Source organism: Mesorhizobium australicum WSM2073, assembly GCF_000230995.2.
GTDB classification, from domain to species: domain Bacteria; phylum Pseudomonadota; class Alphaproteobacteria; order Rhizobiales; family Rhizobiaceae; genus Mesorhizobium; species Mesorhizobium australicum.
Genome location: NC_019973.1, coordinates 3707600 through 3729170, shown reverse-complemented (window position 1 = coordinate 3729170; position 21571 = coordinate 3707600). Strand labels below are relative to the sequence as shown.

17 protein-coding genes are annotated in these 21571 nt (G+C 62.8%); 7 read left to right on the top strand and 10 right to left on the bottom strand.

Translation table 11 applies throughout. The annotated features are described in order from the left end of the window. Window positions 1–101: 101 nt before the first annotated feature. Complete coding sequence (locus MESAU_RS17860; protein WP_015317445.1) at window positions 102–2009, bottom strand: phospholipase D-like domain-containing protein; 1908 nt, start codon at window positions 2007–2009, stop codon at window positions 102–104. A 260-nt stretch (window positions 2010–2269) separates the two neighbouring features. On the opposite strand from MESAU_RS17860, the gene MESAU_RS17855 reads away from it, so the two are divergent. From MESAU_RS17855 to MESAU_RS17840, 4 genes are all read left to right on the top strand, one after another. Then, window positions 2270–3847 (top strand): trimethylamine methyltransferase family protein, encoded by a 1578-nt coding sequence (locus MESAU_RS17855; RefSeq protein WP_015317444.1) that lies wholly within the window; start codon window positions 2270–2272, stop codon window positions 3845–3847. 167 nt (window positions 3848–4014) lie between these two features. Then, window positions 4015–4500 (top strand): endonuclease domain-containing protein, encoded by a 486-nt coding sequence (locus tag MESAU_RS30295; RefSeq protein ID WP_015317443.1) that lies wholly within the window; start codon window positions 4015–4017, stop codon window positions 4498–4500. Next, complete coding sequence (locus MESAU_RS17845; RefSeq protein ID WP_015317442.1) at window positions 4497–7067, top strand: GcvT family protein; 2571 nt, start codon at window positions 4497–4499, stop codon at window positions 7065–7067. The genes MESAU_RS30295 and MESAU_RS17845 overlap by 4 nt, the downstream gene beginning before the upstream one ends. Before the next feature lie 7 nt (window positions 7068–7074). Next, a complete protein-coding gene (locus tag MESAU_RS17840) occupies window positions 7075–8430 on the top strand; it encodes a M24 family metallopeptidase (protein WP_015317441.1) in 1356 nt (451 codons plus the stop codon). On the opposite strand, the gene MESAU_RS17835 is transcribed toward MESAU_RS17840, so the two are convergent. Both MESAU_RS17835 and MESAU_RS17830 read right to left on the bottom strand, forming a co-directional pair. After that, window positions 8395–9222: a phosphate/phosphite/phosphonate ABC transporter substrate-binding protein gene (locus MESAU_RS17835; protein ID WP_015317440.1), complete on the bottom strand. Its 828-nt coding sequence runs from the start codon at window positions 9220–9222 to the stop codon at window positions 8395–8397. The two genes, MESAU_RS17840 and MESAU_RS17835, sit on opposite strands and share 36 nt — an antisense overlap. Before the next feature lie 94 nt (window positions 9223–9316). Then, window positions 9317–10327, bottom strand: coding sequence for a fatty acid desaturase (locus tag MESAU_RS17830; protein ID WP_041163429.1), 1011 nt, complete (start codon window positions 10325–10327; stop codon window positions 9317–9319). Window positions 10328–10555: 228 nt separating this feature from the next. Here MESAU_RS17830 and MESAU_RS17825 point away from each other — a divergent pair, with 228 nt between their 5' ends. Together MESAU_RS17825 and bmt are read left to right on the top strand one after the other, a co-directional pair. Further along, window positions 10556–11413, top strand: a complete 858-nt coding sequence (locus MESAU_RS17825) for a helix-turn-helix domain-containing protein (RefSeq protein WP_015317438.1) — start codon at window positions 10556–10558, stop codon at window positions 11411–11413. Window positions 11414–11552: 139 nt separating this feature from the next. Then, window positions 11553–12575 carry a betaine--homocysteine S-methyltransferase gene (bmt, locus tag MESAU_RS17820; RefSeq protein WP_015317437.1) on the top strand — a complete coding sequence of 341 codons (1023 nt, stop codon included), beginning with the start codon at window positions 11553–11555 and terminating at the stop codon, window positions 12573–12575. An 18-nt stretch (window positions 12576–12593) separates the two neighbouring features. On the opposite strand, the gene MESAU_RS31515 is transcribed toward bmt, so the two are convergent. From MESAU_RS31515 to MESAU_RS17785, 7 genes are all read right to left on the bottom strand, one after another. Continuing rightward, complete coding sequence (locus tag MESAU_RS31515; RefSeq protein ID WP_015317436.1) at window positions 12594–12863, bottom strand: hypothetical protein; 270 nt, start codon at window positions 12861–12863, stop codon at window positions 12594–12596. A gap of 349 nt (window positions 12864–13212) precedes the next feature. After that, window positions 13213–15399 carry a VWA domain-containing protein gene (locus MESAU_RS17810; protein ID WP_015317435.1) on the bottom strand — a complete coding sequence of 729 codons (2187 nt, stop codon included), beginning with the start codon at window positions 15397–15399 and terminating at the stop codon, window positions 13213–13215. Window positions 15400–15401: 2 nt separating this feature from the next. Next, complete coding sequence (locus tag MESAU_RS17805; protein ID WP_015317434.1) at window positions 15402–15962, bottom strand: RNA polymerase sigma factor; 561 nt, start codon at window positions 15960–15962, stop codon at window positions 15402–15404. A gap of 120 nt (window positions 15963–16082) precedes the next feature. Then, window positions 16083–17261 (bottom strand): BaiN/RdsA family NAD(P)/FAD-dependent oxidoreductase, encoded by a 1179-nt coding sequence (locus tag MESAU_RS17800; protein ID WP_041163817.1) that lies wholly within the window; start codon window positions 17259–17261, stop codon window positions 16083–16085. 98 nt (window positions 17262–17359) lie between these two features. Beyond that, window positions 17360–18097: a dienelactone hydrolase family protein gene (locus MESAU_RS17795; RefSeq protein ID WP_083883026.1), complete on the bottom strand. Its 738-nt coding sequence runs from the start codon at window positions 18095–18097 to the stop codon at window positions 17360–17362. Between the two features lie 106 nt (window positions 18098–18203). Beyond that, window positions 18204–18884, bottom strand: a complete 681-nt coding sequence (locus tag MESAU_RS17790; protein WP_015317431.1) for a 4Fe-4S dicluster domain-containing protein — start codon at window positions 18882–18884, stop codon at window positions 18204–18206. Window positions 18885–18981: 97 nt separating this feature from the next. Beyond that, complete coding sequence (locus MESAU_RS17785) at window positions 18982–20559, bottom strand: trimethylamine methyltransferase family protein (RefSeq protein WP_015317430.1); 1578 nt, start codon at window positions 20557–20559, stop codon at window positions 18982–18984. Between the two features lie 288 nt (window positions 20560–20847). On the opposite strand from MESAU_RS17785, the gene MESAU_RS17780 reads away from it, so the two are divergent. After that, window positions 20848–21546 carry a corrinoid protein gene (locus MESAU_RS17780; protein WP_015317429.1) on the top strand — a complete coding sequence of 233 codons (699 nt, stop codon included), beginning with the start codon at window positions 20848–20850 and terminating at the stop codon, window positions 21544–21546. The last annotated feature ends 25 nt before the right edge of the window (window positions 21547–21571 follow it).

The window sequence follows — 21571 nt, the reverse complement described above, 5'->3', positions numbered from 1 at the left end:
GGAAAGGAAGAGCCGAACCGAAGATCCGCTTGCACCAAGGAAATCGACCGACCGGCCGACGCCAATCGGTCCCGAATGAACTTGGATGCAGAACGCGACGGCTACGGGAAGTAGCGGGCGATTGCGCCTTTCTTGCCGTCCGCATAGGGCTTCAGCCACTTGTCGTCGATGGCAATCCCGTCAGCGTCGGAAGGCCCCTTGCCGATCGTCCTGCGCCAGGCCCGGAACTTGTAGTGGTCGAAGACGTCGAGCATGTGCACGGCATAGGCCGCGGCAAAGGTCTTGTCGCCTTCCACGATGACCAAATTCTCGTCGTTTTCGTAGGACGCCTTGTAACCGAGGTTATGGCTGCCGGTAATGACGGTGGCGTTGTCCTCCATCGGATCGATGATAACAATCTTGTCGTGCACGATCGCGTGGCCGACGGTGAGCACTTCGGCCTGGAAATCCGTCGCGATCGTGGTCCCGGTCAGGTTCGCCGCCCGTACAATGGAGACATTCGGGGCCTCCCAGACCTTCTCCGGATAAACAAAGGGCGACTTGCCGTCCTTGTTCGACTTGTGGGTGACCGGATCCTTGGTGGGAGCGACATAGTTGGGCATGGCCGTTTCGTCGCTGATCGCGCCCTGCACGATGAGGTTCGGATCGGCTTTCGCCGCCGCAACCGCTTGGTCTACGATCGAATTTTCGCCGAGCAGCGAAGGGTTGAACACCAGGAACAGTACGGCCCGCTTCGCCGCTTTGATGCGGGCAAAGACGTCCTGGAGGTCGACCGGACGTACCGAAATGTCCTTCTTGTTGCGGTTCGGGTCGTTGGGCGAAAACCACACCGTCATGCCGTCCAACACCGCCGAGGCGCCGTTGAGCGGGTTTGGCATGTGGTTCTCCTTGCGGAACGGCACGCCCTGCGTCTGCGCGACGTGGCCGGCAGCACTTTCCGAAGCCGGTGGCGGAAACACATCGGCTTTCATGCGTTCCCAATAGGCGTCGAACACCTTCGCCATCGCCGGATCGTCGCGGACAAAAGCGTTGTTGGACTGGCCGCATATGCCGGTCGACGTCCAGTTGGTACTGCCGGCCATAACCGCTTGCGGATTGCCCTGGGTGTCGCGGTAGACGGCGAACTTGTTGTGGCCGATATGGTTGTTGTTGAACAGGCGGTCCGTCACCACGACGCCCGCATCGTGCAAACGCTTCCTGTAGGGTGCGCTGCCGGTATCCCAGGCCTTGGTCTGGTCATCCCTGCCCGAATTGGAGAGGATGACTTCGACTACATCCCTGGCTGCGATGATGGCATCGCACAATTCGTCGTCGCCGAGCTCATAGAGCGCAAGCCTGACGGTGCCGCCTTCGGCCTTGGCCCTTTTCAACAGGCTGGTCAGCACGTCAGGCACGTCGCCATGCAGATAGGCCCGGATCTTGCTGGTCGGGTCATGCAGCACCGCCCTGATCTTGTCGCGCTGGCCGACTTTGATACCGGCTTCCGCCAGCGCATGCGACATCCATTGCGTCGAAAGCACGCCGTTGGTGAAGGCAACGCGTGCCTTGCCGAACATTTGGCCCAGGAAGATTGGCGAACTGACCGCGCCCTGCCCAAGATAGCCAAGGGGTCGCGCCGGTCCGGTATAGGCGGGTTTGCCGTCGACGACCTGATCGGGGCGCACCGGCACGGGATCGAGACCCGGCTTCATGTCGCCAACGGGACGCACGCGGTAGGCGATCATCTCGCCGTCCGGCCTGACGTCTATGCTGTCGCGGCGGCGCCTGACAGTCAGATCGCGCCAGAATGTCTTCTGCACCGGCCAGACACCGGTATCCTGAGGAATCCATCGGGGATTGCGCTGACCCTTGAAGGGCACCCAGGACGCAAGGCAACGCTCCTCGCCTGTATCGGGATAGAGGCGCACGATCTCGAAACCGAGGCAGCCTGGGATCATCCCGTCAAGATCCCAGGAAAGGAACGCGACTTCGTTGTTTGTCGCGGCACGCACTTTGACGACGTCAGGCATGGCGTCCCTCCAAAAACAGTTCAACGCGCAAGTATGTCAGAAGTAAAAGACGGTACTGTAACGCCTCTTTAAATCTGCACCATCCGACGGCCTCACTCAGACGCCTGCCGGCGCGCCGGCGTGGCCAGGGCGGATGTCGCGCCCACCTGGCTGCCGTTCCGGCATGTCGCTTCCCTCGCTCTAGTGGTCGCCGCCTCCGCAATGGCCGGAGGGGCGCCGGTCCATTATGCCGCCCGTTATCGCATCCTACGAGGACCATCATGACCGCCGCCCTACAACCCTCAGAACCGGCATTGGCGCCCGACCGTGCCCGCCGCGGCGGTCGCGCCGGCAAGCGCGCCGGTGGCTCGGCCGCGTTCGAGCAGCCGGCTTTCCGCCAACTGAAAAATCCGCTGACGCCGACCAAGCTGGTGTCCGAGGACGAGCTGGAATCGATCCACCTCGCCTCCTTGCGGGTGTTGCGCGAGATTGGCGTAGACGTCCTGCATGACGAAGCCCGCAGCATCATGAAGGCTCACGGCGCCGACGTACGCGAGGGTTCGGAGCGCGTGCGCTTCGACAGCGACATGATCCTGGAGCTGGTGTCGAACTGCCCGTCCGAATTCACCATCCATGCCCGCAACCCCGAGCACAATGTCCGCTTTGGCGGTGACAATCTGATCATCTCGATGATGGCCTCGGCGCCCAATTGCTCCGACATCGATCGTGGCCGCCGGCCCGGCAACCAGCAGGATTATCGCAATTTCCTGCGGCTGGCGCAGATGCACAACATCCTGAATTGCACGGGCGGCTATCCGGTCGAGCCGACTGACATCCACCCGTCGGTGCGCCATCTCGAATGCATCCGCGACCTCGCCACGCTGACCGACAAGGTGTTCCACATCTATTCGCTCGGCAAGGAGCGCAATGTCGACGGCATCGAGATCACCCGCATCGCGCGCGGCATTAGCCATGAGCAATTGCTCGCGGAACCGTCCGTCTTCACCATCATCAACACCAATTCGCCGCTCAAGCTCGACGTGCCGATGATGGAAGGCATCATCCAGATGTCGAGCAAGGGCCAGGTCGTTATCGTCACGCCCTTCACCCTCTCGGGCGCCATGGCGCCCGTCACCATCGCCGGCGCGCTGGTGCAGCAGAATGCCGAGGCGCTGTCCGGCATTGCCTTCGCCCAGATGGTCAGGAAGGGGGCGCCGGTCGGCTATGGCGGCTTCACCTCCAATGTCGACATGAAGTCCGGTTCGCCGGCCTTCGGCACGCCCGAATACATGAAGGCACAGCTCGTCGGGGGCCAGCTCGCCCGCCGCTACAACATCCCCTACCGCACCTCCAACACCTGCGCCGCCAACACCGTCGATGCGCAGGCAGCCTATGAAAGCGTGTTCTCTCTGTGGGGCGCGGTGCAGGGCGGCGGCAACCTGATGATGCATGCGGCCGGCTGGCTGGAAGGCGGCCTGCGCTGCTCCTACGAGAAGACTATTCTGGATATCGACCTGTTGCAGATGGTGGCCGAATTCCTGACCCCGCTTGACCTTTCCGATGAAGCGCTCGGCTTCGACGCCATCCAGTCGGTCGGCCCCGGCGGCCACTTCTTCGGCACCCAGCACACGCAGGACCGCTACAAGACCGCGTTTTATTCGCCCATCCTTTCGGACTGGCGCAATTTCGAGACCTGGGCGGAAGCCGGCTCGCCAACGGCAATGGAAAAGGCCAACAAGGTGTGGAAGGAGCGGCTGGCCTCCTATGACGAGCCCTACATGGATCCCGCCATCCGCGAGGAGCTCAACGCCTTTGTTGCGAAGCGCACAGCCGAAGGCGGCGCGCCGACCGATTTTTGAGCGGCAGTGTTCGTTTTGATGAGCCGATCATTCGTATGGATTCGATGAATAGTCGACCCCCACTCCGTCGAGCTTCGCTCGACACCTCTCCCCCGATCGACGGGGGAGAGGAAAAGCGCGAGCCTAGCCCAGTTGGCTCCCTTCCTCTCCCTCCGGAGGGGGGAGAGGTGGCGCTGCGAAGCAGCGACGGAGTGGGGGAAGGCGCTCCTCAAACGCGCAGTCGCCGAAAAACAGGCACAACCCAGAGAGCCAGAAAACTCAGGCAAGGCGACAATCAAGCGGAAGCACTGCTTTGGCTCGAACTAAAAGCCCGCAAGCTTGGCGGCTACAAGTTCACGCGACAGTTCTCTATCGAACCCTACTACGCTGACTTCGCCTGCCGCGAAAAATGGCTTGTTGTCGAAGTCGACGGACACCAGCATGCGGACAGTCCCTATGACCGCCGCCGCGACGACTTCATGCGCGCTCAGGGCTATTCGATCCTGCGCCTTTGGAGCCATGACGTCGTGAAACATCGCACTTCCGTCTGTGAAACCATCCTTGCCGCGCTTGACGGCAAGCTGATCGAAAACATCGCTGTATCCGACCTCCGCTTTGTCTTCGTGTCCCATTCCTCCGATTCAATCTCTTCAAAAACGGAACTATCCTCATGAAATCCCATGCAAAAGCGGTTGTCATTGGCGGCGGTGTCGTCGGCTGCTCGGTGCTCTACCACCTGGCCAAAGCCGGCTGGACCGACATCATGCTGATCGAGCGCTCGGAGCTCACCTCCGGCTCGTCCTGGCATGCGGCCGGCGGCTTCCATACGCTGAACGGCGATCCGAACGTCGCCAAGCTGCAGGCCTATACGGTCCAGCTTTATAAGGAGATCGAGGAGATTTCGGGCCAGTCCTGCTCGCTGCACCTGACCGGCGGCGTGATGTTGGCCGATACGCCCGAGCGCATGGACTTCCTGCGCCTTGCCCACGCCAAGGGCCGCTATCTCGGCATGGACACCGAACTGATCACGCCGTCCGAGGCCAAGGCGATGTTCCCGCTGATGGACGAGACCAATTTCGTCGGCGCCATGTGGGATCCGGTCGAAGGCCATCTCGACCCCTCCGGCACCACCATTGCCTATTCCAAGGCGGCCAAAAAACTCGGCGCCGAAATCGTGCTGCGCAACCGCGTCGTCGACCTGACACAGCAGCCGGACGGCACCTGGAACGTCGTCACCGAACAAGGCACGGTTCACGCCGAACATGTCGTCAACTGCGGCGGCCTGTGGGCGCGCGAGATCGGCCGCATGGTCGGCGTCGAGCTGCCGGTGCTGGCCATGGAGCACATGTATCTCTTGACCGAGCCGATGCCGGAGGTCGAGGAGTTCAACAAGTCGACCGGCCGCGAAATGATCGGTGTGCTCGACTTCAAGGGCGAGATCTACACCCGCCAGGAGCGCAACGGCATCCTGCTCGGCACCTATGAAAAGGCCTGCAAGCCGTGGTCGCCGGTCAACACGCCGTGGGACTTCGGCCATGAACTGCTGCCGCCCGATCTCGACCGCATCGCGCCGTCGCTGGAAATCGGCTTCAAGCATTTCCCCGGCATCGAAAAGGCCGGCATCAAGCAGATCATCAACGGCCCCTTCACCTTCGCGCTCGACGGCAATCCGCTGGTCGGCCCGGTGCAGGGCCTGACCAATTTCTGGTGCGCCTGCGCCGTCATGGCCGGCTTCAGCCAGGGCGGCGGCGTCGGCCTGGCGTTGTCCAACTGGATGGTGCATGGCGATCCGGGCTTCGACGTCTGGGGCATGGATGTCGCCCGCTTCGGCGAATGGGCTGGGCTGCGCTACACCAACGCCAAGGTGCGCGAAAACTATTCGCGCCGCTTCTCGATCCGCTTCCCCAACGAGGAACTGCCGGCCGCCCGCCCGGCGCAGACGACGCCGCTCTACGACACCATGCTCGCCAACAATGCCGTGATGGGCGACTCCTGGGGTCTCGAAACCCCGCTCTGGTTCGCGCCGAAGGGCAGCGAGCCGAAAGACGTCGTCTCCTTCCACCGCTCCAACGACTTTGGACCGATCGGCGAGGAAGTGCGCGCCACGCGCGAGCGTGTCGGCGTCACCGAGATCGCCAACTTCGCCAAGTACGAAGTGTCGGGGGCGGGCGCGGAAGAGTTCCTCAACCGGCTGATGACCAACCGCATGCCGAAGACCGGCCGCATCGTGCTGACACCGATGATCAACGAGTTCGGCAAGCTGATCGGCGACTTCACCATCGCCAAGGCCGGTGAAGACCGCTTCATGATCTGGGGCTCGTCGGCAGCGCAGAAATACCATATGCGCTGGTTCGAAAAGCACCTGCCCAAGGATGGATCGGTCCGCATCCACCGTTTCGACCAGACACTGGTCGGCCTGTCGATCGCCGGCCCGAAATCGCGCGACCTCCTGCAGAAGCTGGTCGATGTCGACATCTCGACCAAGGCTTTCCGCTTCATGGATTTCCGCGAGATGGCGGTCGGCGGCGCGCCCTGCCTGGTCAACCGCATCACCTATACCGGCGACCTCGGCTACGAGATCTGGATGGCGCCAGCCTATGAGCGCCTTGTCTACAAGGCGATCAAGGACGCCGGCGAGGAATTCGGAATCGTCGATTTCGGCATGCGCGCCTTGCTGTCGATGCGCCTGGAAAAGAATTTCCCGACCTGGTTCCGTGAGTTGCGGCCGATCTACGGGCCGTTCGAAGGCTCCATGGACCGCTTCATCAAGCTCGAGAAGAACGACTTCATCGGCCGTGAAGCCGCCGCCAAGGAACAGGCGCAAGGGCCGAAACTGCGCCGCGTCTCCTTCATCGTCGATGCCGCCGATGCCGACGTGATGGGGGACGAGCCGATCTGGGCCAAGGTCGGCAAGGATCACGGCACGGTTGAAAAGCCGCATGGCTACGGCGCGCCGCGCTTCGACACGTCGGGCAAGGAAATACGTGGCTCGAAGGCCGCCGAAGGCGCGTCGGCCGTGCGCGGCATCGTCGACGGCGACTGGCGCGTGGTCGGCTGGGTGACATCGGGCGGCTATGCGCACTACGTGCAAAAGTCGATGGCGCAAGGCTATGTGCCGGCCGCCCTTGCCGAGGATGAAAGCGCGGGGCTGTTCGAGATCGAGATTCTTGGGTCTCGGCGTCCGGCCCGCATCAATGTCGAGGCACCCTTCGACCCAAGCGGCGAGAAGATGCGGACCTGAGGACGGGATGGACAGCGGGGCGCCAAAGGGAAGCTTCGGCCGACACCGCAAGATCATGCCGTTTGTATCAGGCTCGATCGAGGCGCTGCGCGACGCCTCCCGCGAGAAGGCGGCTTCGCTCAACCAGCATGTGCTGGGCTATGGCGCGCAAGCCGAAGCGGAATGGGCGGCGGCGGGTGTTAGCGCGCCCGACCTGCCGACAATGCGAAAATACCGGCTCGAGCGCATCCGCGCCGAGCTGAAGCGCCGCGGCTACGCCGGCGCCTTGCTCTATGATCCCGTCAACATCCGCTATGCGACCGACTCGACCAACATGCAGCTCTGGGTCGCGCACAATCCGACGCGGCATTGCTTCGTCGCCACCGAGGGTCCGGTGGTGCTGTTCGACTACTTTTCCTGCGAGCACCTGTCCGATCATTCCGGCATCGTCGACGAAGTTCGGCCGGCCGTGTCGTGGATGTATCTTTATGGCGGCGAGCTGACCGAGCAGAAAGTCCGCCGTTGGGCCGCCGGTATCGCCGATTTGATCAGGGAGCATGGCGGCGGCAACAACCGCATCGCGGTCGATCACATCAACCCGGAAGGCGTTGAAGAACTCCACCGCCTCGGCATTTCCATCGGCAATGGCGAGGCGGTGATGGAAAACGCGCGGCTGATCAAGTCGCCGGATGAAATCCTTGCCATGCGCCGCGCCATCATCGCTTGCGAGGCGGCGATGGGCGAGATGGAACAGGCGCTCAAGCCTGGTATCTCCGAAAACGAATTGTGGGCGCAACTCCATCGCGGCAACATCGCGCGCGGCGGCGAATGGATCGAGACGCGGCTGCTGACGTCGGGGCCGCGCACCAATCCGTGGTTCCAGGAATGCTCGTCGCGGATCATAGAGGCCGGCGATCTCGTCGCCTTCGATACCGATTTGATCGGCCCCTACGGCTTCTGCGCCGATCTCTCGCGCACCTGGCTCTGTGGCGATACAAAGCCGACCAACGAACAGCGCGACCTGTTCCGCATCGCCGCCGACCAGATCGAGTACAACACCGCTTTGATGCAGCCCGGCGTCTCGTTTCGCGAACTGGTCGAACGCTCGGCTGTACCGCCTGGAGACTGCTTCCCAACCCGCTACGGCGTGCTCTACCACGGCGTCGGACTGGCCGACGAATATCCGACCTTGCCGCATGCCAGCGACTGGACATCCGATACACCCGACGGCGTGCTGGAACCGGGCATGGTGCTGTGTGTGGAGAGCTATATCGGCCGGCTTGGCGGTCGCGAGGGTGTCAAGATCGAGGAACAGATCCTGATCACCGACACCGGCAACGAAAAGCTTTCAACCTACCCGTTGGATTCGAGGCTGCTCGGCTAGCCCGGCAAGGGCTTCACGCATCGCCCGCACGGTCTTTTCCGGCGTCGTCATCGCGGTGATGAACGGCAAGCCTTTGCGCCTTCCCGTCCAGCCGACGATCACGATCTTGCGCGCCGCCGGCTCGAAACGCTGTGCCAGCGCCCAGCTTTCGCAATCGATCGCGGCAACATCCGCTTTGCCTTCCGCGACCGCCACGATCGAGTCGCGATGGCCGCCGCTTTCGCTGCGCGATGAAAATATGTCCAGGTTTTCGCCGGCCGCTTTCAGGTCACGCGTCAGCGCGATGATGCCCGACATGGAATCGAGGCTGTTGAAGGTGAAGCGCCTGCCCCGGATGAGATCGAGCGGCAGCAAGGCCCTGCCATCGGCGGGCGACCGAACCTCCGGCCCCTCGCCCGAACGCATCACCAGCGCGCTCGAATAAAGTTCGCCCTGCCCGCCTTCATAGGCTTCATAGCTTGGCTGACCGACCACCTGCACATGCCGGGACAGACCGAGTTCCATCGGCCCCCAGCAGGTCTGCGCGAACAGCAGCGCCGGATGCATCCAGAGCTTGTGGAAATCGAGTTCGTCCGGCGGCAGCGTCGCCGGATCGGGCGCGACGAGTTTACCTTCACCGTCCCGAATGCCGCCCGGCACCGGCGGCAGGTCGCCATTGCGGCGCACGATGGATTGCGGCGCATCGATACCCCTTCGCCGGAATGAATCGCGCAACGACGCCCATTGGGCGTCGACCTCGTCGCGCGCCTCCGGCCAGTCATACATCGGCAACGCCGCAATCAATTCGCTCATACCGATATCAAACCACCATGCCGGGATAAAGGATCGCAAAAACGCGGCGCCCAATCAGAATTGGCCGACACGCTATCCACTCTACACGCGGATACTATTCCTTGGGCGGCTCGGCGGGAACCGGCGCGCTGCCAAGCCCACTGATGCTGCGCGCCCTGACGCGCGGCTTGAACGCCCTGCCCGGCTCGGGCGCGCGCCGCAGAACCGGATGCACGATCGGCTCCTTGGCCTTGAAGGCATAGGATCTGAGCAGCGCGAAATAGTTCGGATAGACATAGCCATTGTTCATCCGCAGCCATTCCTCACGCCGGTCACGAAACAGCTTCGGCAGCCGGTACCAGGCGATGGTCGGGCTCTTGTGATGGACGAAGTGCAGATTGTTGTTGAGGAACAGGAACGATAGCGGCGAGCGCTCGACAATCACCGTGCGGCCTTCCGGATGCTCCGACCACTGGTGCTCGGCATAGGTGCGGATCGAGATCAGCGACTGGCCGAGCCAGACCGGCACCAGCACATAGAGCCAAACCGGCATGCCGAAGCCGAACTGCACGACCGGCAGCACGACGGCAAGGCCGATGGCGTGCAGCAGCCAGGCCTTGCGGATCGCCTTGTCCCCGGCAATCATGTGCTTGGCGTCATCGATGAAGAAGCCGATGCAGGACAGCCATGGCCCCAGGACGAGGCGACCGGCCATGGTATTGTTGACCTTCAGCACGAATTTCATCAGCGGCGGCATTTCTTCGTGCATCCAGAGCGCCTGGTAATAGCTCTCGGGATCGTCGAGCGGATCGGTCAGCCGCTCGTCCGCGTGGTGGCGCAGGTGAATGGTCTTGAAACGGCGGAACGGCCAGGCGAGGCCGACCGGCAGGAAGACGAAGGCTTCGTTGACGAGGCCGTTGCGGGTCGGGTGACCATGCAGCACTTCATGCATGATTGAGGACTGCAGAGCCAGCGTGACGGCCATGACGATCAGCGCTGCTATGGGATACGATGGCCAGAGGAAGAAGCCGGCGGCCAACCATGTGCCGTAGCAGAAGAAAGCGAGAACCACGGTCGGCCATTCGATGGCCGGTCTGCTGCTTCGACGGATGCTCTTGCCAGTCATGCTATCGACCACTGTCCTCAGTCGCCGGAACCCCAACCGGTTCCTGACAGAATTGTGTCAGGAGATATGATTCCACTCAACGCGACAAAGTGCACAAAATGTTGCGTCTGCGCATTCTTGGCTGCATATGTTATACATTGTAAACAGTATTAGGGATTCGTTTACGTCTGAAGCGCTTCTTCGGCCGCTTCGGCGAAAAATTTTCCTCCCGATCCAAGGAGTGAGATGATGGACAAGCGCGACCTGTCGGCAATCTTCCGGGAGCGTCTGAAGCTCCTCCTGACGCGCTCCGACCTCAACCAATCGGCTTTCGCGTCAGCAGTCGGCATCGACAGGTCGGCGCTGTCGCAACTGCTGTCGAGTGCCTCGACCCGCCTGCCGCGCGCCGAAACCTTGCTCAACATCGCCGCCGAATTCAAAGTGTCGCTAGACTGGCTGCTTGGTCTTAGCCAGGACGAGGGCGTGACCGGCGAAATCCGCGAGAGCCTGGAGATCGAGGAAGCGCCCGACGGTTTCGACCGCACGCTGCTCGCAAAATGGTTCGCGGAAGCGGCGGGCACCAAGATCCGCTATGTGCCGGCCGGCATTCCCGATCTCCTGCGCACCCACGCGCTCGTCGACTACGAAGCCAACATCACCAACAGGAGCCGACTGGCGCAGGCCAGCGAAACGCAATACCGCATCGAGTACAACCGGCGGCCGGAAACCGACATGGAAGTCTGCATGCCGCGCCACACGCTGGAGATCTTCGCCCGCGGCCTCGGTGTGTGGGACCGTTTCCCGGCGGCCGACCGCCAGCAGCAGCTTGCCCATATGGCGACGCTGCTCGACGACCTCTACCCGACCTTCCGCCTGTTCCTTTATGATGGCCGCATGCGCTATTCAATCCCGCTGACCATATTCGGCCCCTATCGCGCGGCGATCTATGTCGGCGACATGTATGTGGTGCTGAACGCCACCCAGCCGGTCCAGGCCCTGACCCAACATTTCGACAATCTGATCCGCGCCGCCGACATCAATCCGCACGAAGCGGCCGCCTTCGCGCGCAACCTGGCCGGCATGTCGTTCGCATCAGGCTCTGCCTGAGCGCTCAGCACCGCATTTTCATTGACTGGACATAAAGACTTCTTTATATCCTTATTCGAATTCCCAGACATGTTCGAATTCCCAGACATGTTCGAATTCCAAGACACGGTTCGAATTCCAGGACACGAAAGCCAATCCGATGACGACGAGCAATCCGATCGATGCGCTGCTGGCTGAAAAGGGTGTGCTGCTGGCCGATGGCGCCACGGGCACCAATTTGTTCGCCATGGGTCTGGAGGCCGGCGAGGCGCCGGAACTGCTGAACGAAACCGCGCCCGACACCATCACCAGCCTGCACCAGAATTTCGTCGACGCCGGCGCCGACATCATCCTGACCAACTCGTTCGGCGGCACCCGCCACCGGCTGAAACTGCACCATGCGCAGGACCGCGTGCATGCGCTGAACAAGCGCGCGGCCGAGATCGCCCGCGCTGTCGCCGACAAGGCCGGCCGCAAGGTGATCGTCGCCGGCTCGGTCGGTCCGACAGGGGAACTGCTGGTGCCGCTTGGTGCCATGACCTATGACGAAGCGGTCGACGCCTTTGCCGAGCAGATCGAAGGTCTCAAGGAAGGTGGCGCCGAAGTCGCCTGGATCGAGACGATGTCGGCGCCCGACGAGATCCGCGCGGCGGCCGAAGCCGCCATCCGCGTCGGCCTGCCCTACACCTATACCGGCTCGTTCGACACCGCCGGCCGCACCATGATGGGCCTGCTGCCGAAAGACATCCACGGCGTCGCCGACGGCCTGTCGCAAGCGCCGCTCGGGGTTGGCGCCAATTGCGGCGTCGGCGCTTCCGACATCCTGGCCTCGCTGCTCGACATGACCGAGGCCAAGCCGGAGGCGACTGTCATCGTCAAGGGCAATTGCGGCATTCCCGAATTCCGTGGCACCGAGATCCACTATTCCGGCACGCCGGAACTGATGGCCGATTATGTCCGGCTCGCCGTGGATGGCGGAGCCAAGATCATCGGTGGCTGCTGCGGCACCTCGTTCCAGCATCTGGCCGCGATGCGCAAGGCGCTCGACGCCCACACCAGGGCGGATCGCCCGACCGTCGAAAAAATCGTCGAGCGCATTGGCCCGATGCGCAACAAGGTGGCGACGGCAAACACCGCCGAGACCAGCGAAGCCCGCCGCGAGCGGCGGCGCAGCCGCGCCTGAGGCGATTTCTTTTTGCGGTTATTCGCTGTTGTCGGCGTAGCTTGACTGCGCCGACTGGAAATCGACCACGTTGTCGCCGCGCATTGTTGCCAGCGCACCGGAAGCGATCGGATCAGAAATCTGCTCCAGCATGGCGCGGAAGCGGTCATTGGTCAGCGCCGACATGGCGGTGTGGCGCGCCTGCGCGACATCGTCGCTGATGCGTCTGGATTCGGCTGACGGGGCTGATAAACCCGCCGAAGCATCACGGGCCGGCGGAGTCGGGTTGGCGATGGTTGTGATTTTCAATTCCGGCTCCCTCAAGCCTTAGACATGACCGGTGTAGCGAGAGGAAATTGCGATCCGGTACCGGAAATGCCGAGCAATTTAACGATCCTGCGCGCTGCTCCTGGATCGGTTGAGATTCAGGTCAGGCCGAGCCGAAAACAGTGACTTCCGAGAACCGGAGCGGAGCGTACTTAAGTACGTGAGCACCGGAAGCGCAGGGAGCCACTGTTTGCAGGCCGGTCTCACCTGAATATCGACAGATCCGAAAAAAGGCCGGCAAGGGCAAAGATCCCTCGCCGGCCTGCCTCACCGCCCGTCGGCCGGTTATCAGAACGATCCCATCATCTGAAAGAAACCGGCCGTCATCGCCCTACCGGTTGCCGCCCAGCGCCGAGGCAAGGCGCACAAGCGAAAGGAACTCGGACCTGTACCCAAACGGGTCGGCTCCTCGGGCGGCAGTGGCAATCTCCACGATCTTGTCGTAGCCGAACTTCGCGGTCGCATCCTCGTCGCGCAGCTTCTGGCCGAAGGCCGCGACGGCGACGGAGAAACGCTGGTCGGTACTCGCCTGATCGAAGGACCCGATCTCGTTGGCCGAGGTCACCGGCGTGGTGATCAGCTTCGAGACGTCCTCGTTGGGCAGCTTGTAGCGGATCTTGACGAAGGCATATTCGTCCGCATTGGCGACGCCGCCATTGTTGACTGTCGCCTGGCCGTAGCGCAGCGGATCGATCTGCTCGCCGCCACCGCCTTTGGGCGTGACCTCGTAGATCGCGGTGACCGAATGGCCCGAGCCGATATCGCCGGCATCGACGCGGTCATTGTTGAAATCCTCGCGGTTGAGCGCCCGGGTCTCGTAGCCGATCAGCCGGTATTCCGACACCTTGTCCGGGTTGAACTCGACCTGGATCTTGACGTCCTTGGCGATGGTGAACAGCGTCGAGGAGGCATCTTCGACCAGCACCTTCTCGGCCTCGGCCAGCGTGTCGATATAGGCGGCGGTGCCGTTGCCGTTCTGGGCAATGGTCTGCATCATTTCATCGTTCAGATTGCCGCGGCCGAAGCCGAACACCGACAGGAACACGCCGGTCTTGCGTTCGCTCTCGATCAGCCGCTTCAGGTCGTCATCATCGGTCTGGCCGACATTGAAGTCGCCGTCAGTGGCAAGCATCACTCGGTTGACGCCATCCTTGATGAAGGACTGCTGGGCAAGCTTGTAGGCTTCCCTGATGCCGGCCTCGCCTGCCGTCGAGCCACCGGGCTGCAGATTGTCGATGGCATTGAGGATCTTGTCCTTCTCGGCAACCTTTGTCGGCATCAGCACGGTGCCGGCATCGCCCGCATAGGTGACGATCGAGATGGTGTCGTCGGCCTTCAGCTTGCTGACCAGCAGCCGGAACGCCGACTTGAGCAGCGGCAGCTTGTCCGGTTCGTCCATCGAGCCCGACACGTCGATCAGGAAGACCAGATTGGCCTTCGGCTGCTCGGTCGGCTTGATGTCGAAACCCTTGATGGCGACGTGCATCAGCTTGGTGTGCGCGTTCCACGGCGTCGGCATGACGCTGACGGTCGAGTTGAACGGCGTTGAGGCCGATTCCGGCCCCTTCCAGTCATAAGGGAAGTAATTGATCATCTCCTCGACGCGGACCGCGTCGGCTTGCGGCAGGTAGCCCTGCTTCAGCGAGCCGCGCACGAAGGAATAGGACGCGGTGTCGACATCGATCGAGAAGGTCGAGACCGGGTCTTGCAGTGCCGCATGCACGGGATTGGTCTTGAAATCCTGGACGCGATCGCGGTTTTCCTCCTGCGGCGCGATCTGGTCGGCCGGGATGGCCGCCGGCTGCTGCGGGGCCACAAGCTTGGGCTCGGCTCCCTGGACGCGACTGTCCCGCGCGGCATTAGGCGCGTTTGGCGTGAGGCCGGCACTCTCCCGTGAAACCTCACCGCTGGGTGCGGGGGCCGGCCTGGAGGTCGGCAAAGTCCCATACTCCACCTCCTTGCCGCTGTAGGTCTTTAGGTCAAACCTCGACGATACAGTGGGGCTCACCGGCGCGCTCGATTGTGCTGCGCCACCGGCGGCATCCGATTCGGAGTTCGGCGGCGCGGCCGGCGCAAGCGCATCGCTGGCATCACGGCTTTCCACGTCCAAGTCTGCTTTCTTGTCCTTCTCCAGCGCCGTCGGAGCCTGTTTCGGCTCGGCGGCGGTTGGCTTCAGCGTCGCCGGCTTGTCGGCCAGCGTCTCGGTGATCTTCTCGTCGCCGCCGAACGGCGACGGCTGTTCCCTCAGCATATGGAAGGTGGCGTATCCGGCGATCGGCAGGGCGACGAGCCCGGCAAGGGCCGGCATGGCAATGAGTTTCTTTTGCATGATCTCGCTCCAGAGCTTTTGTGCTCGCTCCGTGAGACGAAGGCCGCCGACCGATCCTTGGGTGACGGCGGAAATATTTTCCTGATCGTAGGCGCGCAGGGCAGCTTCGAAGGCGCGTGCCTTCGCACTCTCGCCCGGCGCCGGTACCGCTGCATTGCGCAGCTTTCTGAGTTCGTTGTCGTCGACCATGGTCACACTTCCCCGGCTGAACGCATCAACGTCTTCAGCCGTTTCTTCGCTTCATGGATGTGCCAGGAAACCGTCGTCTCCGAGATCGCCATCGCTTCGGCGGCGGCCGCGTGGCTCAAGCCTTCGCCATGGACAAGCATCACGGCATCGCGCTGCTTGTCCGGCAATTGCCGCACCGCCGCCCACAACGCCTCGGTCGGGTCTTCACCCTCGGCCGGGCCTTCGCCCGAAATCAGCGCATGGACGCCATAGGCCTCGGTCTTGACCGTCTCGCGCTGGGTCTTGCGCATCGTGTCGCGCGCGGCGTTCATCGTCATGGTGTAGAGCCATGTCGTGAACGCGCCGCTGCCGCGATAATCGCGGATCGCCTTGCCCAGCCTGACACAGACTTCCTGGGCGATGTCTTCGGCATCGGCCTTCCTGCCGCACCAGCGATAGGCGACGCGATAGACGAAGTCATAGTGACGCTCCAGCAATTTGCCGAAGGCCCCCCTGTCTCCGCCCTTCGCCCGCCCGATCAGTTCGGCGTCGGAGGCTTCGCTCTCATCCAGCATCATCGCCATCATTTGCCTGTTGGACGAAGGCTAATGGCTAATCCTTGGGGTGATGGAAAGATTTTTCTCGAATTTGGACGTTCGCGTGTAGGGCGTGGCGAGTGAGGTCAGGCCGGTCTCACCTGAACGTCAACACGCCTGGCCCGCCGCCCAGCCCGACGACCACGCCCATTGGAAATTATAGCCGCCGAGCCAGCCGGTGACGTCGACGACCTCGCCGATGAAGAACAGGCCCGGCACCAGCTTCGCCTGCATCGTCTTCTGGTCGAGGCCGTTGGTGTCTACCCCGCCGAGCGTCACTTCGGCCGTCCGGTAGCCCTCCGAACCGGCTGGCTTGATGCGCCAGTCGTTGACCGCGGCCTCGACGGCTTTGATCTGGGCCTCGGAAAGATCGGCGAGGTTGCCGTCCAGCCCGGTTCGCTCGGCTATCGCTTGTGCCAGCCGTTTCGGCAAATGATTTGCCAGCACGGTCTGCACCCCTTGCCGGCCATTGCCACGCCTGGCGGCGCGGATGAGCTCAGCCACATCCGTGCCCGGCAGCATGGCGATGCGGATCTCATCGCCCTCGCGCCAATAGGAGGAGATCTGCAGGATGGATGGCCCGCTGACGCCGCGATGCGTGAACAGCATCGCCTCGGAAAACCGCGTCTTGCCGCAGGCAATCTCGGCGTCGACCGCGTTTCCGGCCAGGGGCGAAAGCCGCTCAAGCGTTTTTGCGTCGAAGGTCAGCGGCACCAGGGCAGGCCGTGTTTCGACGACGGCAAGGCCAAACCGTTCGGCAAGCTCGTAGCCGAAGCCCGTCGCGCCCATCTTGGGGATCGACTTGCCGCCACAGGCCACGACCAGGGACTGGCAGGAAACCGAGCCCGTGGAGAGGGCGAGTTCAAACCCTTCCTCGGTTCTGCCGATAGCCTCGACGCGGGTCGACAATACCAGCTCGGCGCCCCTGCCCCGCATTTCCGAGACCAGCATATCGATGATCTGGCGCGCCGAGCCGTCGCAAAACAGCTGCCCCAATGTCTTCTCGTGATAGGCAATGCCGTGGCGTTCGACCAGCGCAATGAAGTCGCGCTGCGTATAGCGGCTGAGCGCCGAGATGCAGAAATGCGGATTCCTCGAGATGAAATTCTTCGGGCTCGCATGGATGTTGGTGAAATTGCACCGGCCGCCGCCGGAGATGCGGATCTTTTCGCCAGGCGCCGCCGCGTGATCGAGGATCAGCACCGAACGGCCGCGCTTGGCGGTCTCCACGGCGCACATCATTCCGGCGGCGCCGGCGCCGATGATCACGACATCATAGGATTGCATCAGGTTGATCGTTCCCGCGCGGCTCCCGCTCATTCAGCGAGACCGCCCTGATACCGCGAACGGATCGGGCAGCCAACAGGCGGGAATAGCCGCGAGACTCAGGTCAGTGTCTCGGCAAACAGCGCCGTCAGCCGTTTCCAGTGACGCTCGGCTCCAGCTTCGTCGTAGACACTGTGGTCGGGCACGCACCAGCCATGCGCCATGCCGACATAGTTCTCCAGCAGATGGTCGACTTCCGCCGTTCTCAGCGCCTCGGCCAGCTTGGTCGACTGCTCCGGTGGGAAACTCCGGTCGACGCCCGCCATGCCGACATACACACGCGCCTTGATGGAGGCCGCCTTGCGGTGCGGGCTGTCGGCGGCATCGCTGGCGAGGTTGCCGCCATGGAAACTGGCGGCGGCCTTGACCCTGTCGGGGTAGGTTGCAGCGGCGTTGAGCGCCCGCGCCCCGCCCATGCAATAGCCGACAGTGCCGATCGGTCCCGTGACGCCTTCGCCGGCGAGCGCGTCGACAAAGGCGGCGCTGTCGCTGATGGTCATTTCCTGCGTCGTGCCGGTGACCAGCGCCATCAGCGGCGCCCTGGTCCTTTCTTCGACAAAAGCGGTCTTGGGGTCGAACGGCCCATAAGGAGCATTGCGATAGAAGAGATCGGGCACCAGCACCGCATAGCCCTCGCCCGCCAGCCGTTCCGCCATCAGGTCAAGCGCCGGGCGCGGACCGAAGGCGTCCTGGTAGAGAATGACGCCAGCCTTGGCTGAAGAAACCTTGGCCGAGCGGAACAGGCCTGCCTTCGCCACACCGTCACGGGTCTTGATGTGAAGGTCCTGCTTCATCATTGCGTGCTCCGTTTGCCAGATGCGCGATACATATCCGCGCAAGCCGCCACGGCAAGGCGTTCCCTGAGCCCGGCGGTCAACATTTCGTGCGGGATCGCGTGATGCGCTAAGGACCAGCGAACGCAGCCATGTGGAAGGCCTGGACCTCCGGCGGATAGCGATACTGCGCGCCATAGGGGCAGGCATTGCGGTCAAGACAACCACCGGCCCGGCACGGCTCGCCATTCGCCCCCCGCACATGCGCGAGGCAGGCCTGGTAGGCGAAACCATCCGTCGAATAAGCGGCGACCGGACAGGATTTCAGACAAGGTTTGTCGACGCAGGTGTCGCAAAGATGGATCGTCTCCCGAAATTCCGGAAGCGTTATCTCGTCCTCGAACAGCAGCGCGCCGCGATAAGCATGCCAAAGCCCGTATTGCGGATGCATGAGGATCCCGAGCGGCGACGGCCTCAGCCCTTCCGCCCGAACAGCCCATTGCTGGAACGGCAGGTAAGGCTTGTCCGACGGCGAAACGACGCGGGCACCAAACTCTTGCGCCACCTCGCCGATGACCTCCCGCGACCAGGTGTCGAGCGGATCGGCGATCGCCTGTGGCTGCTGGCCCCGCCAGCGCAGGAAATGCGGCCAAGGCGCGGCGCCCGCCTGCCCTACCAGCAGGACAGACTTTGCCGGCTCACCCGAGGCGCCATCAGGGCCACCCTCGTCATCGGGAAAGAGAAAGCCGCCACGCAGGATGAGGCCGTTGGCGCCAAGCGCGGCCGTGATCTCGTCGATCATGCCGCGCACGCAATCATCCCTTCTTGTCCGGATCGGAGAAGGCACTCCGCCAGACTTCCTTGTGGATGATGTTGGCGACTTTAGCCCCGCCTGACTCGGGCTCCTTTCAGGTGAAGGCGTCGGGCATCGACCCCTTCTTCTTGGCGATGAAATCCTTCAGGGCTTCATCAATGCCTTCATCAAGGTGCGGCGCTTCGTAAGCCTCCAGCCAGCGCCGCGCCAGATCGTTGGCGCGCTGCGGTGCGGTCTTCTGGCCCTCGGCCAGCCACTGCTCGTAGGAGTTGTTGTCGGCGATCGACGAGCGGTAGAAGGCGGTCTGGAAATTGGCCTGGGTATGGTCGCAGCCGAGATAGTGGCTGCCTGGGCCGACCTGGCGGATGGCGTCCATCGCCTGGCCGTTCTCCGACAGGTCGACGCCCTCGGAGAATTTCTGGGTCATGCCGAGCTGGTCGATATCCATCATGAATTTTTCGTAGCAGGAGGCCAGCCCGCCTTCGAGCCAGCCTGCCGAATGCAGGACGAAATTGGTGCCGGCGAGAATGGTCGAGTTCAGCGTGTTGGCGCTCTCATAGGCTGCCTGTGCGTCCGGAACTTTCGAAGCGCAAAGCGAGCCGCCGGTACGGAACGGCAGGCCGAGCCGGCGGGCCAGTTGTGCAGCGCCATAGGAGACCAGCGACGGCTCCGGCGTGCCGAAGGTCGGCGCGCCCGACTGCATCGAGATCGACGAGGCGAAGGTGCCGAACAGCACCGGCGCGCCCGGACGGATCAGCTGCGTGAACGAGGCGCCGGCCAGCACTTCGGCCAGGACCTGCGTCAGCGTGCCGGCGACCGTCACCGGGCTCATCGCGCCGGCCAGGATGAACGGCGTGACGATGCAGGCCTGGTTATGACGCGAATAGACCTTCAGGGCGCCAAGCATGGTCTCGTCGAACACCATCGGCGAGTTGGCGTTGATCAGGCTGGTCAGCACCGTGTTGTTCTCGACGAAGTCGTCGCCGAACACCAGCTTGGCCATCGCCACCGTGTCCTCGGCGCGCTCCGGTGCGGTCACCGAACCCATGAACGGCTTGTCGGAGTATTTGATGTGCGCGTAGACCATGTCGAGATGGCGCTTGTTGACCGGCACGTCGACCGGCTCGCACACCGTGCCGCCCGAATGGTGGATCGACGGCGCCATATAGGCAAGCTTCACGAAATTCTGGAAATCCTCGATCGTCGCGTAGCGCCTGACGCCGTCGAGATCGCGCACGAAGGGCGGACCATAGACCGGCGCGAACACCGTCGCATTGCCGCCGATCTGCACCGAGCGTTCTGAATTGCGGGCATGCTGGGTGTAGATGGGCGGCGCGGTCTTCAAGAGCGAACGGCAGAGCCCCTTGGGAAAATGCACGCGCTCGCCCTTGACGTCGGCGCCGGCCTCTTTCCAGAGCTGCAGTGCTTCGGCGTCATCGCGAAAAATGATGCCGATCTCTTCCAGCACCGTGTCGGTGTTCTTCTCGATCAGCGCCAGGCCTTCCTCGTTCAGCACCTCGTAGACGTTGATCTTGCGCTTGATATAGGTGAGCTGGGTGCCGGGGCCGCCGCCTGAGCGCGCCGCACGCCTGGCCGCCGCTCCTCCGCCACTGGCGCCACGCCCACGCCGCGCGTTTGACGCTTCCTGGTCGACTGCCGCGTGTTCGCTCATGATCGCTCTTCCCTGAATATGGCCCGCCTGACTATGGCTGGTCGGTAACCGTTGCGGCCGCATGACGCGGCTTTGCCCGGATCGTAGCCATGCACCCTATTCGAAACGGCCCGTCCGCGCCAACGCCTGTCGCAAAATCGACAAGAAAACCGATAGATTTTCCAGTCGCTTTCCTTTTGCGGGAAGTCGCAAATCAGCTATGGATACCCGCCCGTTGCGGGTTAGGTATGAACACCATTATTTTGTGCCTTGCGACACAGTCGCGATGCCGTGAGGAGCTGGATAAAAATGTCCGACGACGAGATCATCCTTTCCGAGCTTTCCGACGACGAGCTGGTGCAGCAGATGCACGACGATCTCTATGACGGGCTGAAGGAAGAGATCGAGGAAGGCACCAACATCCTCCTCGAGCGCGGCTGGGCGCCCTACAAGGTGCTTACCGAGGCGCTGGTCGAAGGCATGCGTATCGTCGGCGAGGATTTTCGCGACGGCATCCTGTTCGTGCCGGAAGTGCTTTTGTCCGCCAACGCCATGAAGGCCGGCATGTTCATCCTGCGTCCGCTGCTCGCCGCCACCGGCGCGCCGAAACAGGGCAAGATGGTGATCGGCACCGTCAAGGGCGATATCCACGACATCGGCAAGAACCTCGTCGGCATGATGATGGAGGGTGCTGGCTTCGACGTCATCGATCTCGGCATCAACAACGCGGTCGAGAAGTATCTCGACGCGATCGAAAAGCACCAGCCCGACATCATCGGCATGTCGGCACTGCTCACCACCACCATGCCCTACATGAAGGTCGTCATCGACACGATGAAGGAAAAGGGCATTCGCGACGACTACGTCGTGCTGGTTGGCGGCGCGCCGCTCAACGAGGAATTCGGCAAGGCCGTCGGCGCCGACGCTTATTGCCGCGACGCGGCGGTAGCGGTCGAGACCGCCAAGGATTTCATGAAGCGCAAGCACAACGTGCGTGCTTCGGCCTGACCCAAGGCATCAGGGCGACGAAAAA

Coding starts and splice junctions, on each gene's coding strand:
- MESAU_RS17825 (WP_015317438.1), top strand. CDS start 10,556: ATGGACAAGCGCGACCTGTCGGCAATCTTCCGGGAGCGTCTGAAGCTC.
- MESAU_RS17800 (WP_041163817.1), bottom strand. CDS start 17,261: ATGCAATCCTATGATGTCGTGATCATCGGCGCCGGCGCCGCCGGAATG.
- MESAU_RS17845 (WP_015317442.1), top strand. CDS start 4,497: ATGAAATCCCATGCAAAAGCGGTTGTCATTGGCGGCGGTGTCGTCGGC.
- MESAU_RS17795 (WP_083883026.1), bottom strand. CDS start 18,097: ATGATGAAGCAGGACCTTCACATCAAGACCCGTGACGGTGTGGCGAAG.
- MESAU_RS17785 (WP_015317430.1), bottom strand. CDS start 20,559: ATGAGCGAACACGCGGCAGTCGACCAGGAAGCGTCAAACGCGCGGCGT.
- MESAU_RS17840 (WP_015317441.1), top strand. CDS start 7,075: ATGGACAGCGGGGCGCCAAAGGGAAGCTTCGGCCGACACCGCAAGATC.
- MESAU_RS17860 (WP_015317445.1), bottom strand. CDS start 2,009: ATGCCTGACGTCGTCAAAGTGCGTGCCGCGACAAACAACGAAGTCGCG.
- MESAU_RS17855 (WP_015317444.1), top strand. CDS start 2,270: ATGACCGCCGCCCTACAACCCTCAGAACCGGCATTGGCGCCCGACCGT.
- MESAU_RS17830 (WP_041163429.1), bottom strand. CDS start 10,327: ATGACTGGCAAGAGCATCCGTCGAAGCAGCAGACCGGCCATCGAATGG.
- MESAU_RS17835 (WP_015317440.1), bottom strand. CDS start 9,222: ATGAGCGAATTGATTGCGGCGTTGCCGATGTATGACTGGCCGGAGGCG.
- MESAU_RS17810 (WP_015317435.1), bottom strand. CDS start 15,399: ATGGTCGACGACAACGAACTCAGAAAGCTGCGCAATGCAGCGGTACCG.
- MESAU_RS17780 (WP_015317429.1), top strand. CDS start 20,848: ATGTCCGACGACGAGATCATCCTTTCCGAGCTTTCCGACGACGAGCTG.
- bmt (WP_015317437.1), top strand. CDS start 11,553: ATGACGACGAGCAATCCGATCGATGCGCTGCTGGCTGAAAAGGGTGTG.
- MESAU_RS17805 (WP_015317434.1), bottom strand. CDS start 15,962: ATGGCGATGATGCTGGATGAGAGCGAAGCCTCCGACGCCGAACTGATC.